The following is a 17,898-nucleotide window of genomic DNA, read 5'->3' as shown; positions in this document are numbered from 1 at the left end:
CTTCCTCTCAGTACGAGTTGGGCAGATCGAGGCTGGTCTGGGCGACGAAGTTGAGCACCATCTCCCGGCTGACCGGGGCGGTCTTCATAAGACGTGCGGCGAACCACAGGTCGGCCAGACCGTATTCGCGCGAAAGGCCGTTGCCGCCGTGGGTTTGGATGGATTGGTCGAGTGCCTTCAGTGAGGCGTCGGCGGCGGCGAACTTCGCGATGTTCGCGGCCTCGGCCGCGTCACCGCCGCGGTCGAACAGCTCGGCGGCCCGCTGGGTGGCCAATCGCGCCAGTTCCACCGCAACGTACGACTCGGCGAGTGGATGCGAAATTCCTTGGTGCGCACCGATCGGCACCGACCATACGGTGCGGTCCTTGGCGTAGCTCACTGCTTTCGACAATGCGTAGCGGCCGATGCCGTTGCTGATGGCGGAGGCCAGAATTCGTTCGGGGTTCAATCCGGCGAAGACGTGATAGAGCCCCTTGCCCGCCTGGCCGATCAATGCCTCCGGACCCACGTGGACGTCGTCGAGGAAGAGAGTGAATTGGTGATCGGGTGAGACGACTGCGGTGTCGAGCGGTTGCATGGTCAGTCCTGGCGAGTCCGTCGGAACGACGAACAGCGACAGCGGCGCGCGTTTGCCGCCTTCGACATCCGCGTCCCGGGCCACCAGCAGGACAGCGTCGGCCTCATCGGCCGCCGAAATGAAGTACTTGCCGCCGGAGATCGTCCACCCATCCGCATCCTTGCGGGCGGTGGTCGTCACGGCATGGCTGTTGGAGCCGGCATCCGGCTCGGTCAGCCCGAACGCCATCTTCTTTGTGCCGTCGGCGATTCCGGGCAGCCAGTCGGCTTTCATCGTCGCGGATCCGTGCGCGGCGACGATGGAACCACAGATAGCCGGCGAGATGACCGTGAGAAGGAGCGGGATACCGTGCGCCGCCAGTTCCTCGATGACGATCACCAGCTCGGAGAGCCCAGCTCCGCCACCGCCGTATTCTTCAGGTAGGTGCACGCCGAGCAGCCCGGCCGCACCGAGATCGGCCCACAGTTCGTCGACCTTTTGGTGATTGCGTGAGCGATCGAGAAAGTACGCGGCACCGTATTTCCCGGCGATCTTGCCGACACTCTCGCGGAGCAGCTTGTGGTCGTCGCTATCGATGACGAGTCCTGGCATCGTGATCACTTCCCTTCGAAGGTCGGCGTGCGCTTGGCGAGAAAGCTCGCCATCGCGGCGGGAGCATCAGCGGTCGCGGCGATCCGCCGTAATGCATCGGTTTCCGCCGAAAGCTGTTCCCCGACCGTGTTTCTCCACGAGTCGAGCAGCAGCGTGCGCATCGCGCCGTAACACTTGGTCGGGCCCGCGGCGAGCTTGCGAACAACCGCGTCGGCCTCATCGAAGATCTTGGCCTTCGACACCACGCGGGTAACCAGCCCCCACTCGGCGGCGGTATCGGCGTGGATCACGCGGTTCTCGAAGTACATCTCGGCCGCGTGCCGCACGCCGACGAGTCGGGGCAGATACCAGGAGTTGGCGCCGTCGCCGGGAATGCCGATCAGTCCGAACCCGGTCGCGAACTTCGTTCCCTCGGCTGCCAGTGCGATGTCGGCGACATACAGCAGGCCGAGACCGCCGCCCGCGCAGGCACCGTGCACTGCGGTCACGATCGGCACGTCCAGGTGGGCCAGCATGCGCAGCGCCTCATGATAGGGCCCGGCCATCCGAGTCAACGTCTCCGGCAGCTGCTCGGGCGTCGCCGCGGTGAATGCGTTGATGTCGCCGCCGACGCTGAACGTCTTGCCGTTTCCGCTGATCGACACCGCACGCAGCCCGGCGTCGTTGGCGATCCTGGTCACCACCTCCAGCAAGGTGTCAGCGACCTCCTGATCGAAACCGTTGCCCCGGTCCGGACGGTTCATCCGGACATAGGCGATGTCGTCCTTGACGTCGTATTCGACGACGGGCACGGTGACCACCTCTCCTAAAACTGAATTTAAAATAGATTTGAAACTGACGAGAGTCAACGCCCCTCCGCAGACCAGGCAATGGGTGCGAGCGTGCGGGTGTTTCGCTACCCGAGCGCCTCCCACCACCGTGCGCTGTCCGTCAACTGTTCGAGCATGTCAATACTGCCGTCGCGGAAATGCAGCACATGCATGAAGGCCGCATCCAGCAGTTTGCCGGTCGACCGCGCGGCGCCGTGGTAGCGACCGCGCACCAGCAACCCGTCCACACCGAGGGGGCTGAAGTCCGAGGGCTCCGCACCAGCTAGGTAGTGCTTGCCGATCTGCCACCAGAATTGGTCACGCATGGCGGGGATCCCGCGATAGGTACCGCCGAGGCCGAACGGCAGACCATCGGTGGTGCGCCCCTCGAATTCCGGATGCAGTAGCCGATCCAGTTGGCCCGCATCACCTTTCGCTAACGCGGCATACAACGCCGCTGCTGATCGAATGCGTGGATCATTGCCCGGCGCGGTCATCGTCCACCTCCCGCAGTACGGTCTCGTCCGACGAGTGAGACGAAAGACACGCAGGCGCCAGGCCTTCCACCGAGATTGTGGGTGAGCGCCAAGCGCGGATCATCAAGCTGTCGTCCGTCCGCCTTGCCTTGGAACTGGAGCCACGCCTCGTACAGCATCCTCAGACCGCTGGCACCTACCGGATGGCCGAAAGATTTCAAGCCACCGTCGGGGTTGATCGGCAACCGCCCGTCCAGGTCGAAATCTCCTGCCACGACGTCTTTCCACACCTGCCCCGGATCGGTGAAGCCCAGATCTTCCATCAGGATCAGCTCGGTCGGGGTGAAGCAGTCGTGCACTTCGGCGAAGGAGATCTCGGTGCGTGGGTTGATTATTCCGGCCTGTGCGTATGCATCTCGTGCCGTGTGCACGACCTCGGGGAAGGTCGTGTAGTCATAGGCGGGATCCATCGAGGCCCGCCCGGGACCCGCCGCGAGCGAGAGTGCCTTCACATACATCGGAGTATCGGTGTAGTTCAGCGCGTCCTCGGCGCGCACGATCACCGCGCAGGCGGCGCCGTCGGAAACACCGGAGCAGTCGAAGATGCCCAGGCGTCCAGCGACCAAGGGCGCGTTGGTGATCTTGTCTTTGGCGACTTCGGCGCGGAACTGCGCCTTGGGGTTCAGTGCGCCGTTGCGATGGTTCTTCCACGCCACGTGCGTCATGGCGGCCCGCATCTCGGCCAGGTCGACACCGAAGCGCGCACAGTAGGCCGGGTCCAGCATCGAGAAGGCGGCGGGAGCGGTGAAAGACAGCTCGGCGGCCGTGCCGTCACCGGGCGGATCGCCGCGCAGCAGTCCGGAAAACCCCGAGTCTTTGAGCTTTTCGACGCCGATCGCGACAACTCGGTCGTAGGCGCCGGATGCGACTCCATAGCAGGCGTTGCGAAATGCCTCCGACCCACTGGCGCAATAGTTTTCGACGCGGGTGACCGGCTTGTAGTCCAAGGCAAGCGGCTTGCTCAGGGTCAACCCGCTCTGCCCGCTGCCGAGCGTTCCAAGCCAATACGCATCGATATCGTCGCGGTCGAGTCGCGGGTTTGCGCCGAAGCATTCGGCCATCGCTTCGACCAGCAGATCGTCAGCCGAGGCATCCCAGCGTTCCCCGAATCGAGTGCAGCCCATACCCACGATCGCGACCTTGTCCCGAATACCGTTGCTGCTCATGCTTGTTCTCCGTTCGGCAGCAGGCGGGCCTTCCAGAAGTAGTTGTGCACTCCCCCAGCGGTGTTCAGCTTGCGGAACGTCGGCTGAACACGGGAGCCGACGGCCAATCCCTCGGCGGCCGTGTCGGCGATCTCCAGGGTGTAGCGCCCGCCACCGTCGAAGTCGATGACGGCCGCGACCACCGGTGGCCCGGGCGAGTAGGCCAGCCGGTCGACGGTGAAGGTCGCGACCGTGCCCTTACTGTGCGCCATCGATAGGGCAGTCATGCCGTCGGTGACATGGCAGCGCTTGCATACTGGAGCCGGCGGCAGATGTACGAACGCGCAATGAGTACAGCGTGTTCCGGTGAACGCGAACTTCCAACGGGTGGCACGAGCCGAAGGTGGCGCTGCGGCGCGGTCGGGTTCAGGGCGCCGTGGTGACTCGCGATCGAGGATTCCGCGCCAGCTCAGATAGGTGCCGTAGCCGACTTCCGTCCCGGCTGCCAGCTGGTCGGCGACCGAAACCGGTTGTCGGCCTTCACTGATCCGGTCGGTGGTGCGCAGCACGAAGGCGTCGCACCCATCGGCGGCGGATACCACGAGCACCGTTTCTCCCGCTCCCGCGCGGTCGAGCACATCGGCGAGGGCCAGCCCGACATCGGCGGCTCCGGCATGACCTATCGGCGACGTTGTGGTCGATAATCTGCCCGTGAGTGCCTTGCCCGCGCGCTTCGTGACACCGGTGTTCGGCGATACCAGCACCACGTGGTCCGCGCAGTCGATATCTGCGTCCCGCAATGCGGTTGCGGCGACGCGGGTGATCAACGGCAGGTACTGCTCGAGCCCGAAACGCTCCTCCCACTGGCCGCCCGACTGTGCTGCGGGATCGCGCCAGCGGTCCAGAAACTCTGCGGTGGAACTAGATTCGGCGATCAGCAGGGCAACGGCATCGCTGACATCGCCGAAGACGAATGCCGCGGCACCGTCACCACCACCTCGCTCGTCCGGCGAGCCGGGCCGACCCGTGCGGACGTCGGCGAGCGCCGCCAAACCGTCTGTGCGAGCCGCGACTCGCAGCGCCGCGATAGCGCTGCGGGCCGACCCGGCGACATCGGCCGCGAACACCTCGTCCGGCAGATCCAGCGCGGCATGCACCGCGGTGGCATTCGCCTTGTCGGCATACGCCGGTGACGTTGTGGCCAGATACAGCGCCTTCGGTACGGCGCCGCCCGCCAGTGCGGCCTGCGCCGCCGCGACGGCCATTGTCGTACTGTCCTCATCGAACGACGCGACTACCCGGACACCCTTGCCCGCCGAGATACCCAGTACCGCAGACACATCGCTGAGCCGCACGCGGTGCCGCGGCAGGTATGCCCCATACGCGATGATGCCCTTGTCTCCGCTGCTGCCGCTCATGACAGCTCGAAAATCGCGGCCATGCCCTGCCCGCCGCCGATGCACATCGACTCGAGGCCGTACCGGCCGCTGCGGCGGCGCAGTTCATGCAGCATCGTCGTCATGATCCGCACGCCGGTGGCCCCGATCGGGTGGCCGAGAGAAATGCCGGATCCGTTGACGTTCAACCGGTCCCAGTCGTCGAAACCCCATACCTTCAACACCGCGAGCACCTGCACGGCGAAGGCTTCGTTCAGCTCGACGAGGTCCATGTCGTCGAACCCGAGTCCGGTCCGGTCGAACAGTTTGGCCACCGCGGGCACCGGTCCGATGCCCATCATCGACGGCTCACACCCTGCTGCCGCCCAACCGCGCAGGCTGGCAACGGGTTCGAGTTCGAGGGTATCGAGCATGTCCTCGCCGACCACCAGGCAGGCCGAGGCGGCGTCGTTCTGCTGGCTCGAGTTTCCGGCGGTCACCACGCCGTCCTTCAGCAGGGTGCGCAGCGCGCCGAGTGTTTCCGGGGTGGAATCCGGCCGGATTCCTTCGTCTCGGTCGAACCGGGTCGGCTCGCCCCGTCGTTGCGGAACCTCAACCGGCACAATCTCATCAGCGAACAACCCCGATTCCCAGGCGGCGGCCGCCCGTCGGTGGCTACGCGCGGAGAACTCATCGGCTTGTTCACGGGTGATGCCGTATTCCCTGGCCAGGTTCTCTGCGGTTTCGACCATTCCACTGATCGGGCCGAATCGCCATTGCGGTTGTGAACGTTCCCGGCCGCGGTCGAGGCGGTCGTAGAGCCCGACGTTTCCCGCCCGCGAACCCCACCGCATGCTGTGGGTGTAGTACTCGATATTGCTCATCGACTCGACACCGCCGGCGAGCACGACGTCGGCCGCCCCTGTCTGCACCATCATGGCCGCAGTGACGATCGCCTGTAATCCGCCGCCGCAGCGCCGATCGGTGTGGAATCCGGCGACCTGCACGGGCAGGCCGGCGTTCAGTGCGGCCCAGCGGCCGATACACGGGGCCTCGGAGTTGGCATAGGACTGGGCGAACGCGACGTCATCGATACGTGCCGGGTCGATACCCGAGCGGTCGACTACCGCCTTGATGACGGTCGAGGCCAGATCCTCGGCGGGCACCGGCCGCAACGCCCCGCCGAAGGTGCCCACCGGCGTGCGCAGTGGGCTGACGATCATGGCTCGCCGCATAGCTTCTCCTCCAACGTTTTTCGATGATCGGGGTGCGCGATGGTCAACATCAGCGCCTGTCGTTCGGCGAGTGTTCGCCCGCGCAGGTCGGCGACGCCGTACTCGGTGACGAACACCCCGGCGTCGGCGCGCGACGTGCTCACCGGCCCGGACAGCTCCGCCACGATCCGGCTGCGCTCGCTCGCCGTCGAAGGCAGTGCGACGATGGGGATGCCGCCGCGCGATCGTGCCGCTCCCCGCAGGAATTCCGCTCCCCCGCCCACCGCGCCCACATAGGTACCACCGGCGACTTCCGCGTTCACCTGACCGGTCAGATCGACCTCGATCGCCGAGTTGATCGCCACCAGGTTGTGCTGGGCAGCAAGCAGATTCGCATCATGGGTGTAGCTGGTCGGGCGAACGGCGACGGCGGGGTTTCGATGGGCGAAGTCGAACAGCCGTCGAGTTCCCAACAGCAGCCCGCCGACGGAAACGCCTCGGTCGACCGACTTGCGAGCGTTGGTGACGACCCCGTGTTCGATCAGGTCGGCGGCAACGTCGTTGAGTACGCCGGAGTGAATGCCGAGATCACGCTTGTCGCCCAATGCCGCCAGCACCGCCTCCGGTACCGCGCCGATGCCGAACTGCAGCGTCGAACCGTCCTCGATGAGTTCGGCGGCCTTTGCGGCGACCTGTCGGACTTGGGCTCCGATAGGCGTTGCCTGCTGCTGCACCGGCGGTCGCGCGGAGTGGACGACCACATCCACGTCAGCGGCAGTCAGATAGCGCTGCCCATAGGTGAACGGCACTTGGTCATTGACCTCGGCGATCACCACGCGTGCCGAATCAATAGCCGCGGCGTAGTAGTCGGCGGCGATGCCGAGGCTATAACGCCCTTGATCATCGGCGGGTGAGCATTGCACGAGCACTACGTCGGTCGCCAACGCGCCGCGGGTCAGCAAGCCCGGCAGGCTGGAGTAGTGGCCTGGATAGATATCGAGCGCCCCGGCCCGCATGAGTGCGCGATTGCTTCCGGTGCCGCAATAGCTCACGAACCTGATGTGGTCGGCATGCTCGGGTCGCACAGTGTCGGCCACCGTAATTCCGATGAAACACGTTATCCCGCCGAGGTTTTCGCGCTGTCGAAGCAGGTTCTCGGTGAGCGTCACGGGTTCTGCTGTGGCCTGTCCCCATGTGAGGTTGTCCCCCGGCCGGACATAGTCACGAAAGTCCAGTTCGTCGGCGGCTATCGTCGCCGCCATCAGGTCTGTCTCGTCTCGTCGTTCGTCCCGCCGTCCTCGCGCCATCGATCGGCGGACGGGTCGAGTAGCTGTCGCAGATGGCCGTCGCCGAGCCAGACAATGGCCTCGAGCTCGAGTGCGTCCAGGAAGCGAACCCGCCCAGTGCGTAGATCTTCCAGCCGCAGCCGTGGGCTGTGCGCTGCGGTGTCGATCGATATCGCCACTTGCGCGAACTCGTTTGCCACCACCTCCATGTCGGCCACCTAGATCAAGAATCCGAGGGTCGGCAGCGCTTCGGCACTGTTGACGAGCAGCACGGTCTTGCCCGCGAGCTTGATCTCACCCTCGACGAACCGCAGTCGGTAGGTGATCCGGCCCGCCCAGGTTTCGATGCCACGTGGCTTGGATTCGTACAGCACGAAGTTCGCGCCGACGACCGTATCTCCGTCGGTGTCGAGGATCTCGATATTGGAGATGGTCCGACGCAGATTCGACGGCGGCGACTGCGCATAGCGCTTGCCGGTACGCAGTTGTTTGAGCCGCGTGGCGATCCGCCGTCGGTTGTCGTAGATCACCGATACGTGATGGAGTGGATCAACCTGCGAATTGCCGCCTGCCGGAACCCAATACAAGGCGTCGTCGGTCCACAGCGCTTCCCACGAGTCGTAGTCGTGTTCATCGGCGAACCGTGCCTCACGATAGATGAACTGCTCGATCTCCCGAATATCTATTGCCACGGTCACTTTGCCTCCATCAGGCTCAGGTAGTGGCGCCAGAACGCCCGCATCGCCGTCTCGTCGGTCGCGCCGCCGATCAGGAATCCGTTCTCGTCGTGGGTTTCTCGCTCGACGCCGCGCCGAATGTCGAGCCACTCCGGTCGCAGCTGTTCGACGCCGCGCTGGTTGCGTTCGTACATCTCGGTGTCGTCGGCGAGCAGCATCCCGGCCGGGCCGACCGAGCCGATGGACTGCGACAGCATCCGCTTGTTCAATTCCGGTGCGCCTCTGAGCTGTACGGCCGTCGAGTACTGCACGCATTCGTTCGCGGAGATCGGCTGGATGTTGAATACTTGGATCTCGGCGATGAACAGGTTCGGGAAGATCATCACGTGCGGTCCGCCCTCGATCATGATCTGCTCGGCCGCCTCGCCGTGCAGGGCCCGCATCTTGGCGACATAGTCGGGCACGCGGTCCTCGGTGGTGCCGAACCAGCGCATCGGCTCCGCGAATTTGCGGAACTCCGGACGCAGATCGTTCTCGCTGTGCCCGTTGCCGAGCGCCCGGGTGACCGCAGTGGAGGCGTCGCTGTACAGCGGGCCGATGGTGGAGCCGGTAACCGCGAAGATGGAACCGTGCACGAATTGCGGGTGGTATCCGTCAGTTTCGTTCTCCGCCAACAGCTTCCAGTTCGCGCGCGTTCGATGCCTGAGCCAGCCCGCATCGAGTTCGACCTCACCTGCTGGTGAGAGCCGGGCCAGCCGGTCGATCTCGCCGGCCGCCGCGCCGAGGTGCTCTTCGAGTGGGACCACGTCAGGGTTGAAGCTGCCGAAGACGAAGCCGCGGTAGATTCCGACTCGCGCCACGCTCGCGAGGCGCAGGTCCAGTTTGCCCTGGCTGCCATATCCTTTCTTGTACGGGTAGCCCTGCAATTCGCCGGTATTGCGGTAGGTCCAGCCGTGATACGGGCAGCGAAACGAACTCGAATTTCCGGCCGGTTCGTCGCAGACCAGGTTTCCTCGATGGGCGCAGCGGTTCACCAGTAGATGCACCTCGCCCTCGCGGTCGCGGGTCATGATGATGTCTTGCGGCCCGATGTTCTTGCGTACGTAGTCATTGGGCAGCGGCACTTCGCTGGCGTGCCCGACGAAGACCCAGCCGCCGTACCAGATTCGCTCGAGCTCGTCGGCGAAGACGGCGGGGTCTGTGTAGAGGGATCCGTGGACTCGCTCCGGCTGGATCAACCGCGAATAGTCCACCCGCGGTGCCGAATCCGTGGCGATGGTCATGCGTCCTGCTCCAATCGTTGCTTGATGTGGGCGACGAGCCGGAACTTCTGCACCTTGCCCGTGGGGGTCGTCGGTAGCTCGTCGGCGTCGAGGAAGACGACGTGTCTGGGCACCTTGAATCGGGCGAGGTTGTCCTTGCAGACGGCGATGACGGTTGCCGCGTCGATGGACGAACCCGGTGCCCGGACGATGCACGCACAGCCCGCCTCGCCCCAGCGTTCATCCGGGACGCCGACGAGGTAGGCCTGGCTGATCTCGGGCAGTGCGGTGAGCAGTTCCTCGATCTCCTTGGGCATCACCAGTTCACCGCCGCTCTTGTAGAGCTCTTTGCTGCGGCCGGTGACCTCGAGGTAGCCATCCGGACGGACTCGGCCGAGGTCGCCGGAGAACACCCAGCCGTCGCGCAGACCGCGTTCGGTCTCCGCGGGCTTGGCCCAGAAGCCGAGCATGGTGGTCGGGCCTCGGGAGACGAGTTCGCCCGTCTCCCCGTCGGACAGTGGTTCACCCGTTTCCGGATCTACGGTGCGATACACGGTCAGCGCGCCGCCGTGATCGGAAACTCCTGCCGCGCCAGCCATTTTGGGTCGGCCGACGGTCGTAGCGGTCAGTTCGAAGGGATCCTCGGGCAGTGAGAGCGTCATCGCGCCACCGCATTCGGTCATGCCGTAGCCGGTGACGATCTCGGTGGCGCCGAGCTCGTCGCGGACCCGTTCCCATAGCCACACCGGGCCGGGTGCGGCACCGGAGAGCACCGCGCGCAGCGACGAGAGGTCGTAGGTGTGCCGATCCGGGTGCTCCAGTATCGCGACGGTCATCGTCGGCACGCACAGGATGTCGTTGGCGCGGTGTCGTTGCACCCCGGCGAGGTATCCGGCGGGGTTGAACGAGGTCTGCATGATCACCGCACCGCCGACCATGGTGGCCGCGATCAGGCCCTCGACGTAGCCGAACATGTGATAGCAGGGCAGCGAGAACAGGATTCGCCTGCCGTCCTCGAACGCGCGGGTCAACGCCGAGGCATAACCGGTACGCAGTACGGCATCGTGGGTGATCAGCACGCCCTTGGGCGAGCCTGTTGTGCCGGAGGTATAGAGGATGTCGCCGACGTCTGCCGGATCCACCTCGATGCCATCGGCCGCGCCATGATTGCGCACACCCAGCTCGCGCAGCCCATCGAGAGTGAGCACGCTGTCGCGGGAGCGCCCATCGGTGGAGAGCTGAACGACGTTGCGCAGCAATGGCAACGAGTCAGCGCACCCGGTTTCCCAGCCGGGCGCGATCGTATCGAGCATGCCGAGATAGTCGAGTCCGGCGAATCCAGTCATCGTGATCAGCACTCGACACTGTGACTGCGCGACCACGTAGCCGAGTTCCTCTGCGCGATAGAGAAAGTTCATCGGCACCGCGACAGCACCCGCCTTGGCGATCGCGAATTTCAGCGGCACGAACTCGGGATAGTTCGCCATCACCACGCCGACGTGTTCGCCGGGATGCACACCGAGCGCGACCAGTCCGTCGGCGAGTGCGGTTGCCCAGGTGGCGGTTTCAGCGTATGTGAGCGTGCGGGCATCGGTGATGACCAGCGGCTGGTCGCCGTACTCAGCAGCGCATCGGTCCAACCAACCACCCAATGATGCCGGTTCCCACGCCGGGAACCGTTCGATCAGTCGCCGCCTGCGACCTGCGAGATCCGTCATCGCTACGCGCCGCGAAAGATTGGGGTTCGGCGCTCCTGGAAGGCGGCGACACCTTCGGCGAAGTCTTCGGTGTCGAACAGCCGCGCCTGGGCGTCGACCTCGTGGTCGAGCATGGCGATCGGATCGCTCGGCCAGCGACCGAAGAGTGCCTTCATCTCGCGCATTGCAAGTGGTGGTGCTTTGGCCATTGCCTGGGCGTCTGTCATGGCGCTACTGAGTGCTGTGCCCGATGCCACGACGGATTCGGCCATACCGATCGCACCGGCCTCGGTGCCGGAGAGCTTGCGCGGCAATAACATCAGTTGCTTGGCATGGGCGACGCCCACTCTCGCCGGGAGGGAGGCGAAGATTCCCATGTCCCCGGCCAGGCCGACGCCAGTGAAGGCCGTGCTGAAGACCGCGTCGGCGGCGACCACGACGCGGTCGCAGGCCATGGCCAGCGAGACGCCGGCGCCGAAGGCCGTCCCCTCCACGGCCGCGATGACCGGCTTGGGCCCGTGCCAGATCGCCCGGATCACCCGTTGCGCGGCCTGCGCGCGGGGTCTGGTCTTGTCCTCGGTCTGTCTCGCCATGGTGGAGATGTCGCCGCCTGAGCAGAATCCCTGGCCCGCGCCGGTCAGCACGACGACTCGGATGGCGGGGTCGGTCATCGCCTCTTCGAGTCGTTCGGCCAGTGCGTATCGCAGGGGTAGGTCGATTGCGTTGCGCCGGTGCGGGCGGTTCAGGGTCACCACCCGGACAGCGTCCCGGTCCTCGACCAGGACGACCTGCTGGACTTCGTTGTCGAACAAGATGATTGCTACTTTCCGGTGAACTTCGGGGCGCGTCGTTCGATGACCGCGGCCAAGCCTTCGCGAGAGTCGGCGGTGCCGGAAAGTTCGGACACCGTGCGTGCTTCCTCGGGGAGTCGGTCGGCGACCGTGGCACCGACGCCACCCCACAGCAGTCGCTTGGTCGCGCCGATCGCCTGCGGCGCAGCATCGACGAACTGGCGCGCATAGGCCACCGCTTCGGTTTCCAGTGCGTCGTCGGGTACCACCTTGGTGAGCAGCCCGATCGCCAGTGCCTCGGCGGCGGTGAGAGTGGGGTTGGTCAACAGGATCTCGGTGGCCTTGCGCAGACCCACCAACTGGGTCAAGGTCACAGTCACACCGGCATCGGGCGCCATGCCCACCCGGACCGCGCCCGACATGAACCTCGCCGATTCGGTGGCGATGACGAAGTCCGACGCGCAGACGAGGCCGAATCCGCCTCCGCCCGCGGCGAATCCGTGTACGGCCGCGATCACCGGAACGGTCAGCTGCTGCAGAGCGGCGACCGTGATCTGCAACCAGGCGGTGGCCTCGCGCAGGTAGTCCGGCAGCTGCTCGCCCTTCGAGGCAAACACCCGCACATCACCGCCCGCGCAGAAGTTCTTGCCCTCGCCGGTGATAAGCACGACGTGTACCGCCGGGTTGCCGTGGCAGTGCAGCACGGCGGCATGGAGCGCTTGCAGGAACGGCACGTCCATGCCGTTCGACGCCGCAGGTCGATTCAGTCGCAGGCGGGCGATTCCGTCGGTGTCGACGTCGAGCAGGATCGGATTCTCGTCAGACATGCGCAGCACCTTGCTGGTCGGGCTTGGTGAAGGATTCGATGCCCGCGGCCGCCGATGCACCGCAGAGGTGCTCGAGCACGGTGCGCGCTTCCAGATCCAGGCCATCCTCGAGCGGAAGTTGGAGTCCGGCATAGATCAGGTGCTTGCTCTTGGCGAGGGCCTCGGGGTCCGTGCCAGCTAGTTTCGTGGCGAACCCCGTTACCGCCGCGTCGAATTCGCGGGCACCGAACTGCCGGTACGCCAGCCCCCACGCCACTGCCTCCGCCGCGGATAAGCGATCGCCGGTGAGGATGTGCGCGAGCGCCCGTTGCCGACCCACCAATCGGGGCAGCCGCTGGGTGCTACCGCCGCCGGGGACCTGGCCGAATCGGGAATGGATATCAGCGATCACGGCATTTTGGTGCACCAGCACGATGTCGGCGGCCTGCATCAGTTCGAAGCCGCCTGCCATCGCATACCCCTCCACGGCGCAGACGACCGGCACCGGCAGCGTCGCGATCGTGTCGCAGGCCTTGCGAAAGTTGTTGAACAGCGGTGCCATCGCGGCGGCGCCCCCTGCGCGCAGCCGTTCGAGTTCGTGGAAATCGCCACCCACACAGAAGTTTCCGCCGCTGCCCCGGATCACGATCACCCTGGATCGGTCGGCCAGATCGCGCAGTGCGTGCTCGAGCGCGACGCCCAATTCGACAGTGATGGCGTTCATCTGCTCGGGCCGGTTCAGCGTAATAGTGCCGACGGCGCGGTCCTCGGTCGTCAGAACCACATCGGTGACTGCTTGCGAGGTGGGGTGTGCGTCGCTCACATCAATCGTCCCCCGCCGACCTCGAGTACCGCGCCCGTCATGTAGCTCGACAGGCTGGACGCGAGAAACAGTGCGGCGCCGGCCACTTCGGCGGGTTCCCCGGCCCGCTTCATCGGGATGTCAGCTTCGCGTGCCTGGAACACCTCCGCCGCCATGGCCTCGGTCATCGGCGTCCTGATCAGGCCCGGCTGAATGGCGTTGACGCGAACACCCTTGTGCGCCAGCTCTTTCGCCGCAGCCTTGGTCATCCCGACGATGCCCGCCTTGGCCGCGCTGTAGTTGGTCTGCCCTGGATTGCCGGACTTTCCCGACAGCGAGGACATGTTGATGATCGAGCCGCTACCCGATTCGCGCATGACCGCGGATGCGGCGCGCACGCCGAGCCAGGTGCCGCGCAGGTGCACCGCCATTACGGTGTCGAAGTCGGCGACGGTCATCTTGCGCAGCGAGGCGTCGCGGGTGACCCCGGCGTTGTTCACGAAGACATCCAGGCGACCAGACCAGCGCACCGCTTCCTCGACCACGTACTGCACCGAATCCTCTTCGGTCACATCACAACCCACGCCGATAGCGCGCGGCCCGACGGCTTCGGCCGCGCGCCGCACGCCGGGCTCATCGACGTCGGCCAGCACTATCGAGCCGCCGTGTTCGTGGAAGAGGTGGGCGATCGCCAGTCCGATTCCGCCGGCCGCTCCGGTAACGATCGCGACCTTGCCGCCGAGTAGTCCGCTCATCACGCGATGAACCGGGCGATGGATTCGGCGACGCACGCGGGTTTGGGCGCGCCTTCGATCTCGATGGTGGTGCTGAACTTCGCTTGCACGCCGCCAGGCACCTCGGCGATGGACTCGATCGTTGTCGTGGCGCGCACCCGCGAACCGACCGGAACCGGGGAGATGAAGCGCACCTTATCGAAGCCGTAATTGACTGCCATGGCAAGGTTTTCGATGCGGTAGAGCTGATGGTTGAGCACCGGAAGCAGCGACAAGGTCAGCAGGCCGTGGGCGATGGTGGACTTGAACGGCCCGTCGGCGGCCTTCTCCGGATCGGTGTGGATCCACTGGTGATCCCCGGTCGCCGCCGCGAATGTATCGATGCGGTTCTGGTCGATCTCGAGCCACTCGGTGGTACCCAGCGACGTCCCCGCTGCTGCGGCGAACTCCTGGATATTGGCGAAAACCTGCACGTCATCACTCCTGCCTGAATTTGAATCTAATATAGATTAGAAGATATGAGTGGTCAACGCCACAGTGCGACAACAGAGACGGCCGCCCTGTCCGCCGCCGATCCGACCTGGCCTTATAGTCGACCCGTGGCCAGGAAATCAGCTCCAGCACCGACCGACGACAGCACCGACAGCGGTGCCGAGTCGAAGTCGGCACGCACCCGGCAGCGGATTCTGGATGCGGCAGCACAGGTGTTGAGCCGCAAGGGATATGCCGGAACCAGGCTCTCGGAAGTTGCTGAGATCGCCGAGCTGCAGGCCCCGGCCATCTACTACTACTTCCCCTCCCGCGACGATCTGGTCGAGGAAGTCATGTGGGCAGGCATCGCCGACATGAACGTCCACGTCGGCGGCATTCTGGACCAGCTGCCGCCCGACATGCGCCCGATCGATCGGATCCTTGTCGCCGTCGAGGCCCACATGCGCCACGAGCTCGAGATCTCCGACTACACGACCGCCTCTATTCGCAATGCCGGTCAGGTGCCGGAGAAGATCCGGACTCGACAACTGGCCGAGGAGGCCAAATACGGGAAACGGTGGCGGGCACTGTTCGACGATGCCGCCGCAGCGGGCGAGCTGCGCCCCGAACTGGACCCGGTTATCGCGCGGATGCTCGTCCTTGGGGCTTTGAATTGGGCAGCGGAATGGTGGACACCGGCCCGCGGGTCACTGGACACCGTCGTGCAGACGGCCCAAGCCATCGTCCGTAGTGGGCTCAGTCCTGAGTGATCCGCAGCATCGTGCACGCCGCGGTCACCATCGGTTGATGCGGAGTCCATTGGTAGACAACCGCATTCGCCACCACTACCCGCGCACCCACACGTTCGACGACGGCCTCCACCTCGAGCGGGACGTCATTCAGCGGAGCCGGTCGATGGAAGGTGACATCCAAGCCGAGAGTGCGCACCGGCCCAGCCTCTGCGGTCGCGGCATCGGTCAGTGCGAGGTCGACCAACGCGACGGGAATGCCGCCGTGCACTATCCCGTAAGGATTGGCCATCCACTCGGCCGGGCGCAGCGCGAACCTCGACCGCCCCGCCTCGCGTGCCACCACATCGGCGCCGAGTTGCACGGCCAGCGAATCCGATTCGGGCACGGTCAGTTCCGAGCCCGCAGCTGACGAAGGACGAACCACACCCGGCACGACCACGAACCGCCCGGTCACCTGCGCGACGAGCGACCCCATCTCGTCGGTGATGCGCCCGCCGGCAAGCACCGACCGTGAGCCGATTTCGATAACCTCTCCGCTCGCCAGTACCCGCCGCCCACGATGCAGGCCGCGGGCACCGATCTGCATGTGCAGCGACAGCGTGCGAATTCCGACGTCGGAGACCAGCGCCGATTGCACCGCGCGGCCGGTAACGAAGTCCGCGAGCGGGCCGAGCCATCCCACCGGCAACTCCCCCACCGCCCCTGTCGGCAGCCACTGTTCGACGGAGATCCGATCGGGCCCATGGCCGGTCTGACGAATCCCGAATCGGTCCTCCGGGCCTAGATTCGGAAACCCCGCCACCTCGGCGGCGCGGGCCGTCGGGTCTGTCGCGACGATTGCGCTGCCCTCCACCGACATCGAGCCTCCTAACGTCCACCTTGCTTATTGAATTGAATATAGATTAAATTAAACCGTAGTCCACAACCGAAGGGGTACGTCCGCATGGATCTCCAGCTGCGCAACGCTCGGGTGCTCGTGACCGGCGGCGGCTCCAATATCGGCCGCGGCATCGTGCACGGCTTCGCCCGCGAAGGGTCGCGGATCGTGATCAGCGATATCGACGGCGCACAGGCCGAGAAGGTGCGTGCCGAGGCACTCGAACTCGGCGCCGCAGCGGTCGAGGTGGTGACGGGCGATCTCACGCTCGACGGTGTCGCTCAGGACGCGGTCGATCGCGCCGTTCAACGATGGGGCGGGCTCGAGGTGCTGGTGAACAACGCGGGCTGGAGTGTGCCCGGGTTCATCGCCGAGGACACCGACCGCGCGAAATGGCAACGCACCATTGAGATCAACCTCTACACCGCCATCGCCGCCACCCAGTCCGCGATACCGGTCATGCGCGAGGCGGGCCGTGGTGCGATCGTCTTCATTGCCAGCGATGCCGCCTTCGGGCAGATCCGCCAGGGTGTGTACGGCGCGACCAAAGCGGGGCTGATCGCGTTAGCGCGCACCACCGCTCGCGAACACGGGCGGCACGGCATTCGGTCCAACGTCGTGTGCCCAGGTCTGGTCATCCCCGACGGCCCGGATGCGGTCGGCCCGAGCAGCCTGTGGGCCGTCGGCCAGGACGCGGTGTTCAACGACAAGCAGATCGGGTTCCTGCGCAAAGACATTCCCCTACGCAGGCTCACCGAGGCCGAGGACATCGCGAATGCGGTGCTCTGGATGTCCTCCGACAGCGCCGCTCGCCAAGTCACCGGACAGGTGTTCTCGGTCAGTGGCGGCTACACGATGCCCTAGCCATGGCCCGATCAGCGAAGAACCCCGGCAATGCGAGTCGTGACCGTATTCTCGCCGCAGCGGCCTCGGTCTTGTCCGAAAAAGGTTACTCGGCAACACGACTCACCGATATCGCCGATGTCGCCGAGCTGCGCGCGCCTGCGGTCTACTACTATTTCGCCTCCCGCGAGGCCCTGGTCGCCGAGGTGATGATCGTCGGGCAGCAATGGGTGCGCAAGCATGTCACCGAGGCGCTCGACAGACTGTCGCCCGGCACCCCCGCGCTCGACCGGGTCTGTGCCGCCATCGACGCCCATCTACGGGTCGAACTGGAGCTGTCCGATTTCGCCACCGCGGTCACTCGCAACGCCGGTCAACTGCCTTTGGATGTCCGCACGCGGGTCGGACACGAAAGCGCGCACTACCACGCGATCTGGCGCACGCTGATCGCCGACGGACAGGCCGACGGCTCGATTCGCACCGATATCGACCCACGATCGGCACGGATGCTGATCATCGGCGCGCTGAACTGGGCGCCCGAATGGTGGAGTCCGGCAAGGCAATCCATCACCGTGCTGATCAGCACGGCGCAATCGTTCGTCCGTGCCGGCCTAGCCGCGCACTGATCCCCTGCCACACCGTTACTGGAGGA

At 65.5% G+C, this 17,898-nt stretch carries 20 protein-coding genes; 3 read left to right on the top strand and 17 right to left on the bottom strand.

Translation table 11 applies throughout. The features are described 5' to 3' along the window. Positions 1-7: 7 nt before the first annotated feature. The 16 genes from ACIBK2_RS12130 to ACIBK2_RS12055 form a co-directional block, all read right to left on the bottom strand. Positions 8-1,168 carry an acyl-CoA dehydrogenase family protein gene (locus tag ACIBK2_RS12130; protein WP_396966364.1) on the bottom strand — a complete coding sequence of 387 codons (1,161 nt, stop codon included), beginning with the start codon at positions 1,166-1,168 and terminating at the stop codon, positions 8-10. Positions 1,169-1,173: 5 nt separating this feature from the next. Continuing rightward, a complete protein-coding gene (locus tag ACIBK2_RS12125; RefSeq protein WP_396966362.1) occupies positions 1,174-1,959 on the bottom strand; it encodes an enoyl-CoA hydratase/isomerase family protein in 786 nt (261 codons plus the stop codon). A 104-nt stretch (positions 1,960-2,063) separates the two neighbouring features. Continuing rightward, a complete protein-coding gene (locus ACIBK2_RS12120; protein WP_396966360.1) occupies positions 2,064-2,474 on the bottom strand; it encodes a nuclear transport factor 2 family protein in 411 nt (136 codons plus the stop codon). Beyond that, positions 2,471-3,679 carry an acetyl-CoA acetyltransferase gene (locus ACIBK2_RS12115; protein WP_396966358.1) on the bottom strand — a complete coding sequence of 403 codons (1,209 nt, stop codon included), beginning with the start codon at positions 3,677-3,679 and terminating at the stop codon, positions 2,471-2,473. Before ACIBK2_RS12115 ends, ACIBK2_RS12120 begins: the two co-directional genes overlap by 4 nt. Next, positions 3,676-5,076, bottom strand: a complete 1,401-nt coding sequence (locus ACIBK2_RS12110; protein WP_396966356.1) for an OB-fold domain-containing protein — start codon at positions 5,074-5,076, stop codon at positions 3,676-3,678. The genes ACIBK2_RS12115 and ACIBK2_RS12110 overlap by 4 nt, the downstream gene beginning before the upstream one ends. Continuing rightward, positions 5,073-6,269: an acetyl-CoA C-acetyltransferase gene (locus ACIBK2_RS12105; protein ID WP_396966354.1), complete on the bottom strand. Its 1,197-nt coding sequence runs from the start codon at positions 6,267-6,269 to the stop codon at positions 5,073-5,075. The genes ACIBK2_RS12110 and ACIBK2_RS12105 overlap by 4 nt, the downstream gene beginning before the upstream one ends. Then, positions 6,254-7,510 carry an acetyl-CoA hydrolase/transferase family protein gene (locus tag ACIBK2_RS12100; protein ID WP_396966352.1) on the bottom strand — a complete coding sequence of 419 codons (1,257 nt, stop codon included), beginning with the start codon at positions 7,508-7,510 and terminating at the stop codon, positions 6,254-6,256. Before ACIBK2_RS12100 ends, ACIBK2_RS12105 begins: the two co-directional genes overlap by 16 nt. Next, positions 7,510-7,737 (bottom strand): hypothetical protein, encoded by a 228-nt coding sequence (locus tag ACIBK2_RS12095; RefSeq protein ID WP_396967207.1) that lies wholly within the window; start codon positions 7,735-7,737, stop codon positions 7,510-7,512. The genes ACIBK2_RS12100 and ACIBK2_RS12095 overlap by 1 nt, the downstream gene beginning before the upstream one ends. Before the next feature lie 15 nt (positions 7,738-7,752). After that, positions 7,753-8,232, bottom strand: coding sequence for an aromatic-ring-hydroxylating dioxygenase subunit beta (locus tag ACIBK2_RS12090; protein WP_396966350.1), 480 nt, complete (start codon positions 8,230-8,232; stop codon positions 7,753-7,755). Further along, on the bottom strand, positions 8,229-9,494 hold the full coding sequence (locus tag ACIBK2_RS12085; RefSeq protein WP_396966348.1) for a Rieske 2Fe-2S domain-containing protein: 1,266 nt from the start codon (positions 9,492-9,494) through the stop codon (positions 8,229-8,231). The genes ACIBK2_RS12090 and ACIBK2_RS12085 overlap by 4 nt, the downstream gene beginning before the upstream one ends. Further along, on the bottom strand, positions 9,491-11,191 hold the full coding sequence (locus tag ACIBK2_RS12080) for a class I adenylate-forming enzyme family protein (RefSeq protein WP_396966346.1): 1,701 nt from the start codon (positions 11,189-11,191) through the stop codon (positions 9,491-9,493). The genes ACIBK2_RS12085 and ACIBK2_RS12080 overlap by 4 nt, the downstream gene beginning before the upstream one ends. A 2-nt stretch (positions 11,192-11,193) precedes the next feature. Next, positions 11,194-11,982: an enoyl-CoA hydratase/isomerase family protein gene (locus ACIBK2_RS12075; RefSeq protein ID WP_396966344.1), complete on the bottom strand. Its 789-nt coding sequence runs from the start codon at positions 11,980-11,982 to the stop codon at positions 11,194-11,196. Between the two features lie 8 nt (positions 11,983-11,990). Beyond that, the gene (locus ACIBK2_RS12070) at positions 11,991-12,788 is read right to left on the bottom strand and encodes an enoyl-CoA hydratase/isomerase family protein (protein WP_396966342.1); all 798 of its coding nucleotides are present in this window, start codon (positions 12,786-12,788) and stop codon (positions 11,991-11,993) included. Beyond that, complete coding sequence (locus ACIBK2_RS12065) at positions 12,781-13,590, bottom strand: enoyl-CoA hydratase/isomerase family protein (RefSeq protein WP_396966340.1); 810 nt, start codon at positions 13,588-13,590, stop codon at positions 12,781-12,783. Before ACIBK2_RS12065 ends, ACIBK2_RS12070 begins: the two co-directional genes overlap by 8 nt. Continuing rightward, positions 13,587-14,327 (bottom strand): 3-oxoacyl-ACP reductase FabG, encoded by a 741-nt coding sequence (gene fabG, locus ACIBK2_RS12060; protein ID WP_396966338.1) that lies wholly within the window; start codon positions 14,325-14,327, stop codon positions 13,587-13,589. Before fabG ends, ACIBK2_RS12065 begins: the two co-directional genes overlap by 4 nt. Then, positions 14,324-14,776, bottom strand: coding sequence for a MaoC family dehydratase (locus ACIBK2_RS12055; RefSeq protein WP_396966337.1), 453 nt, complete (start codon positions 14,774-14,776; stop codon positions 14,324-14,326). Before ACIBK2_RS12055 ends, fabG begins: the two co-directional genes overlap by 4 nt. A gap of 126 nt (positions 14,777-14,902) precedes the next feature. Here ACIBK2_RS12055 and ACIBK2_RS12050 point away from each other — a divergent pair, with 126 nt between their 5' ends. Further along, positions 14,903-15,544 (top strand): TetR/AcrR family transcriptional regulator, encoded by a 642-nt coding sequence (locus ACIBK2_RS12050; RefSeq protein WP_396966336.1) that lies wholly within the window; start codon positions 14,903-14,905, stop codon positions 15,542-15,544. Here ACIBK2_RS12050 and ACIBK2_RS12045 read toward each other — a convergent pair. Beyond that, the gene (locus ACIBK2_RS12045; RefSeq protein ID WP_396966334.1) at positions 15,531-16,385 is read right to left on the bottom strand and encodes a PaaI family thioesterase; all 855 of its coding nucleotides are present in this window, start codon (positions 16,383-16,385) and stop codon (positions 15,531-15,533) included. The two genes, ACIBK2_RS12050 and ACIBK2_RS12045, sit on opposite strands and share 14 nt — an antisense overlap. Before the next feature lie 84 nt (positions 16,386-16,469). On the opposite strand from ACIBK2_RS12045, the gene ACIBK2_RS12040 reads away from it, so the two are divergent. Together ACIBK2_RS12040 and ACIBK2_RS12035 are read left to right on the top strand one after the other, a co-directional pair. Beyond that, positions 16,470-17,267, top strand: coding sequence for an SDR family NAD(P)-dependent oxidoreductase (locus ACIBK2_RS12040; protein WP_396966332.1), 798 nt, complete (start codon positions 16,470-16,472; stop codon positions 17,265-17,267). Between the two features lie 2 nt (positions 17,268-17,269). Beyond that, entirely contained in the window at positions 17,270-17,872 is a 603-nt protein-coding gene (locus ACIBK2_RS12035) for a TetR/AcrR family transcriptional regulator (protein ID WP_396966330.1), read from the top strand. Positions 17,873-17,898 lie beyond the last annotated feature (26 nt).

This window comes from Nocardia sp. NPDC050175 (genome assembly GCF_044459885.1).
GTDB lineage: Bacteria > Actinomycetota > Actinomycetes > Mycobacteriales > Mycobacteriaceae > Nocardia.
This window is presented reverse-complemented; position numbering and strand designations above follow the sequence as displayed.

What these genes read in the sequence shown, in the direction of transcription:
- ACIBK2_RS12115 (WP_396966358.1), bottom strand. Translation starts at nt 3,679, where the DNA reads ATGAGCAGCAACGGTATTCGGGACAAGGTCGCGATCGTGGGTATGGGC.
- ACIBK2_RS12130 (WP_396966364.1), bottom strand. Translation starts at nt 1,168, where the DNA reads ATGCCAGGACTCGTCATCGATAGCGACGACCACAAGCTGCTCCGCGAG.
- ACIBK2_RS12085 (WP_396966348.1), bottom strand. Translation starts at nt 9,494, where the DNA reads ATGACCATCGCCACGGATTCGGCACCGCGGGTGGACTATTCGCGGTTG.
- ACIBK2_RS12110 (WP_396966356.1), bottom strand. Translation starts at nt 5,076, where the DNA reads ATGAGCGGCAGCAGCGGAGACAAGGGCATCATCGCGTATGGGGCATAC.
- ACIBK2_RS12070 (WP_396966342.1), bottom strand. Translation starts at nt 12,788, where the DNA reads ATGTCTGACGAGAATCCGATCCTGCTCGACGTCGACACCGACGGAATC.
- ACIBK2_RS12080 (WP_396966346.1), bottom strand. Translation starts at nt 11,191, where the DNA reads ATGACGGATCTCGCAGGTCGCAGGCGGCGACTGATCGAACGGTTCCCG.
- ACIBK2_RS12040 (WP_396966332.1), top strand. Translation starts at nt 16,470, where the DNA reads ATGGATCTCCAGCTGCGCAACGCTCGGGTGCTCGTGACCGGCGGCGGC.
- ACIBK2_RS12045 (WP_396966334.1), bottom strand. Translation starts at nt 16,385, where the DNA reads ATGTCGGTGGAGGGCAGCGCAATCGTCGCGACAGACCCGACGGCCCGC.
- ACIBK2_RS12120 (WP_396966360.1), bottom strand. Translation starts at nt 2,474, where the DNA reads ATGACCGCGCCGGGCAATGATCCACGCATTCGATCAGCAGCGGCGTTG.
- ACIBK2_RS12035 (WP_396966330.1), top strand. Translation starts at nt 17,270, where the DNA reads ATGGCCCGATCAGCGAAGAACCCCGGCAATGCGAGTCGTGACCGTATT.
- ACIBK2_RS12105 (WP_396966354.1), bottom strand. Translation starts at nt 6,269, where the DNA reads ATGCGGCGAGCCATGATCGTCAGCCCACTGCGCACGCCGGTGGGCACC.
- ACIBK2_RS12100 (WP_396966352.1), bottom strand. Translation starts at nt 7,510, where the DNA reads ATGGCGGCGACGATAGCCGCCGACGAACTGGACTTTCGTGACTATGTC.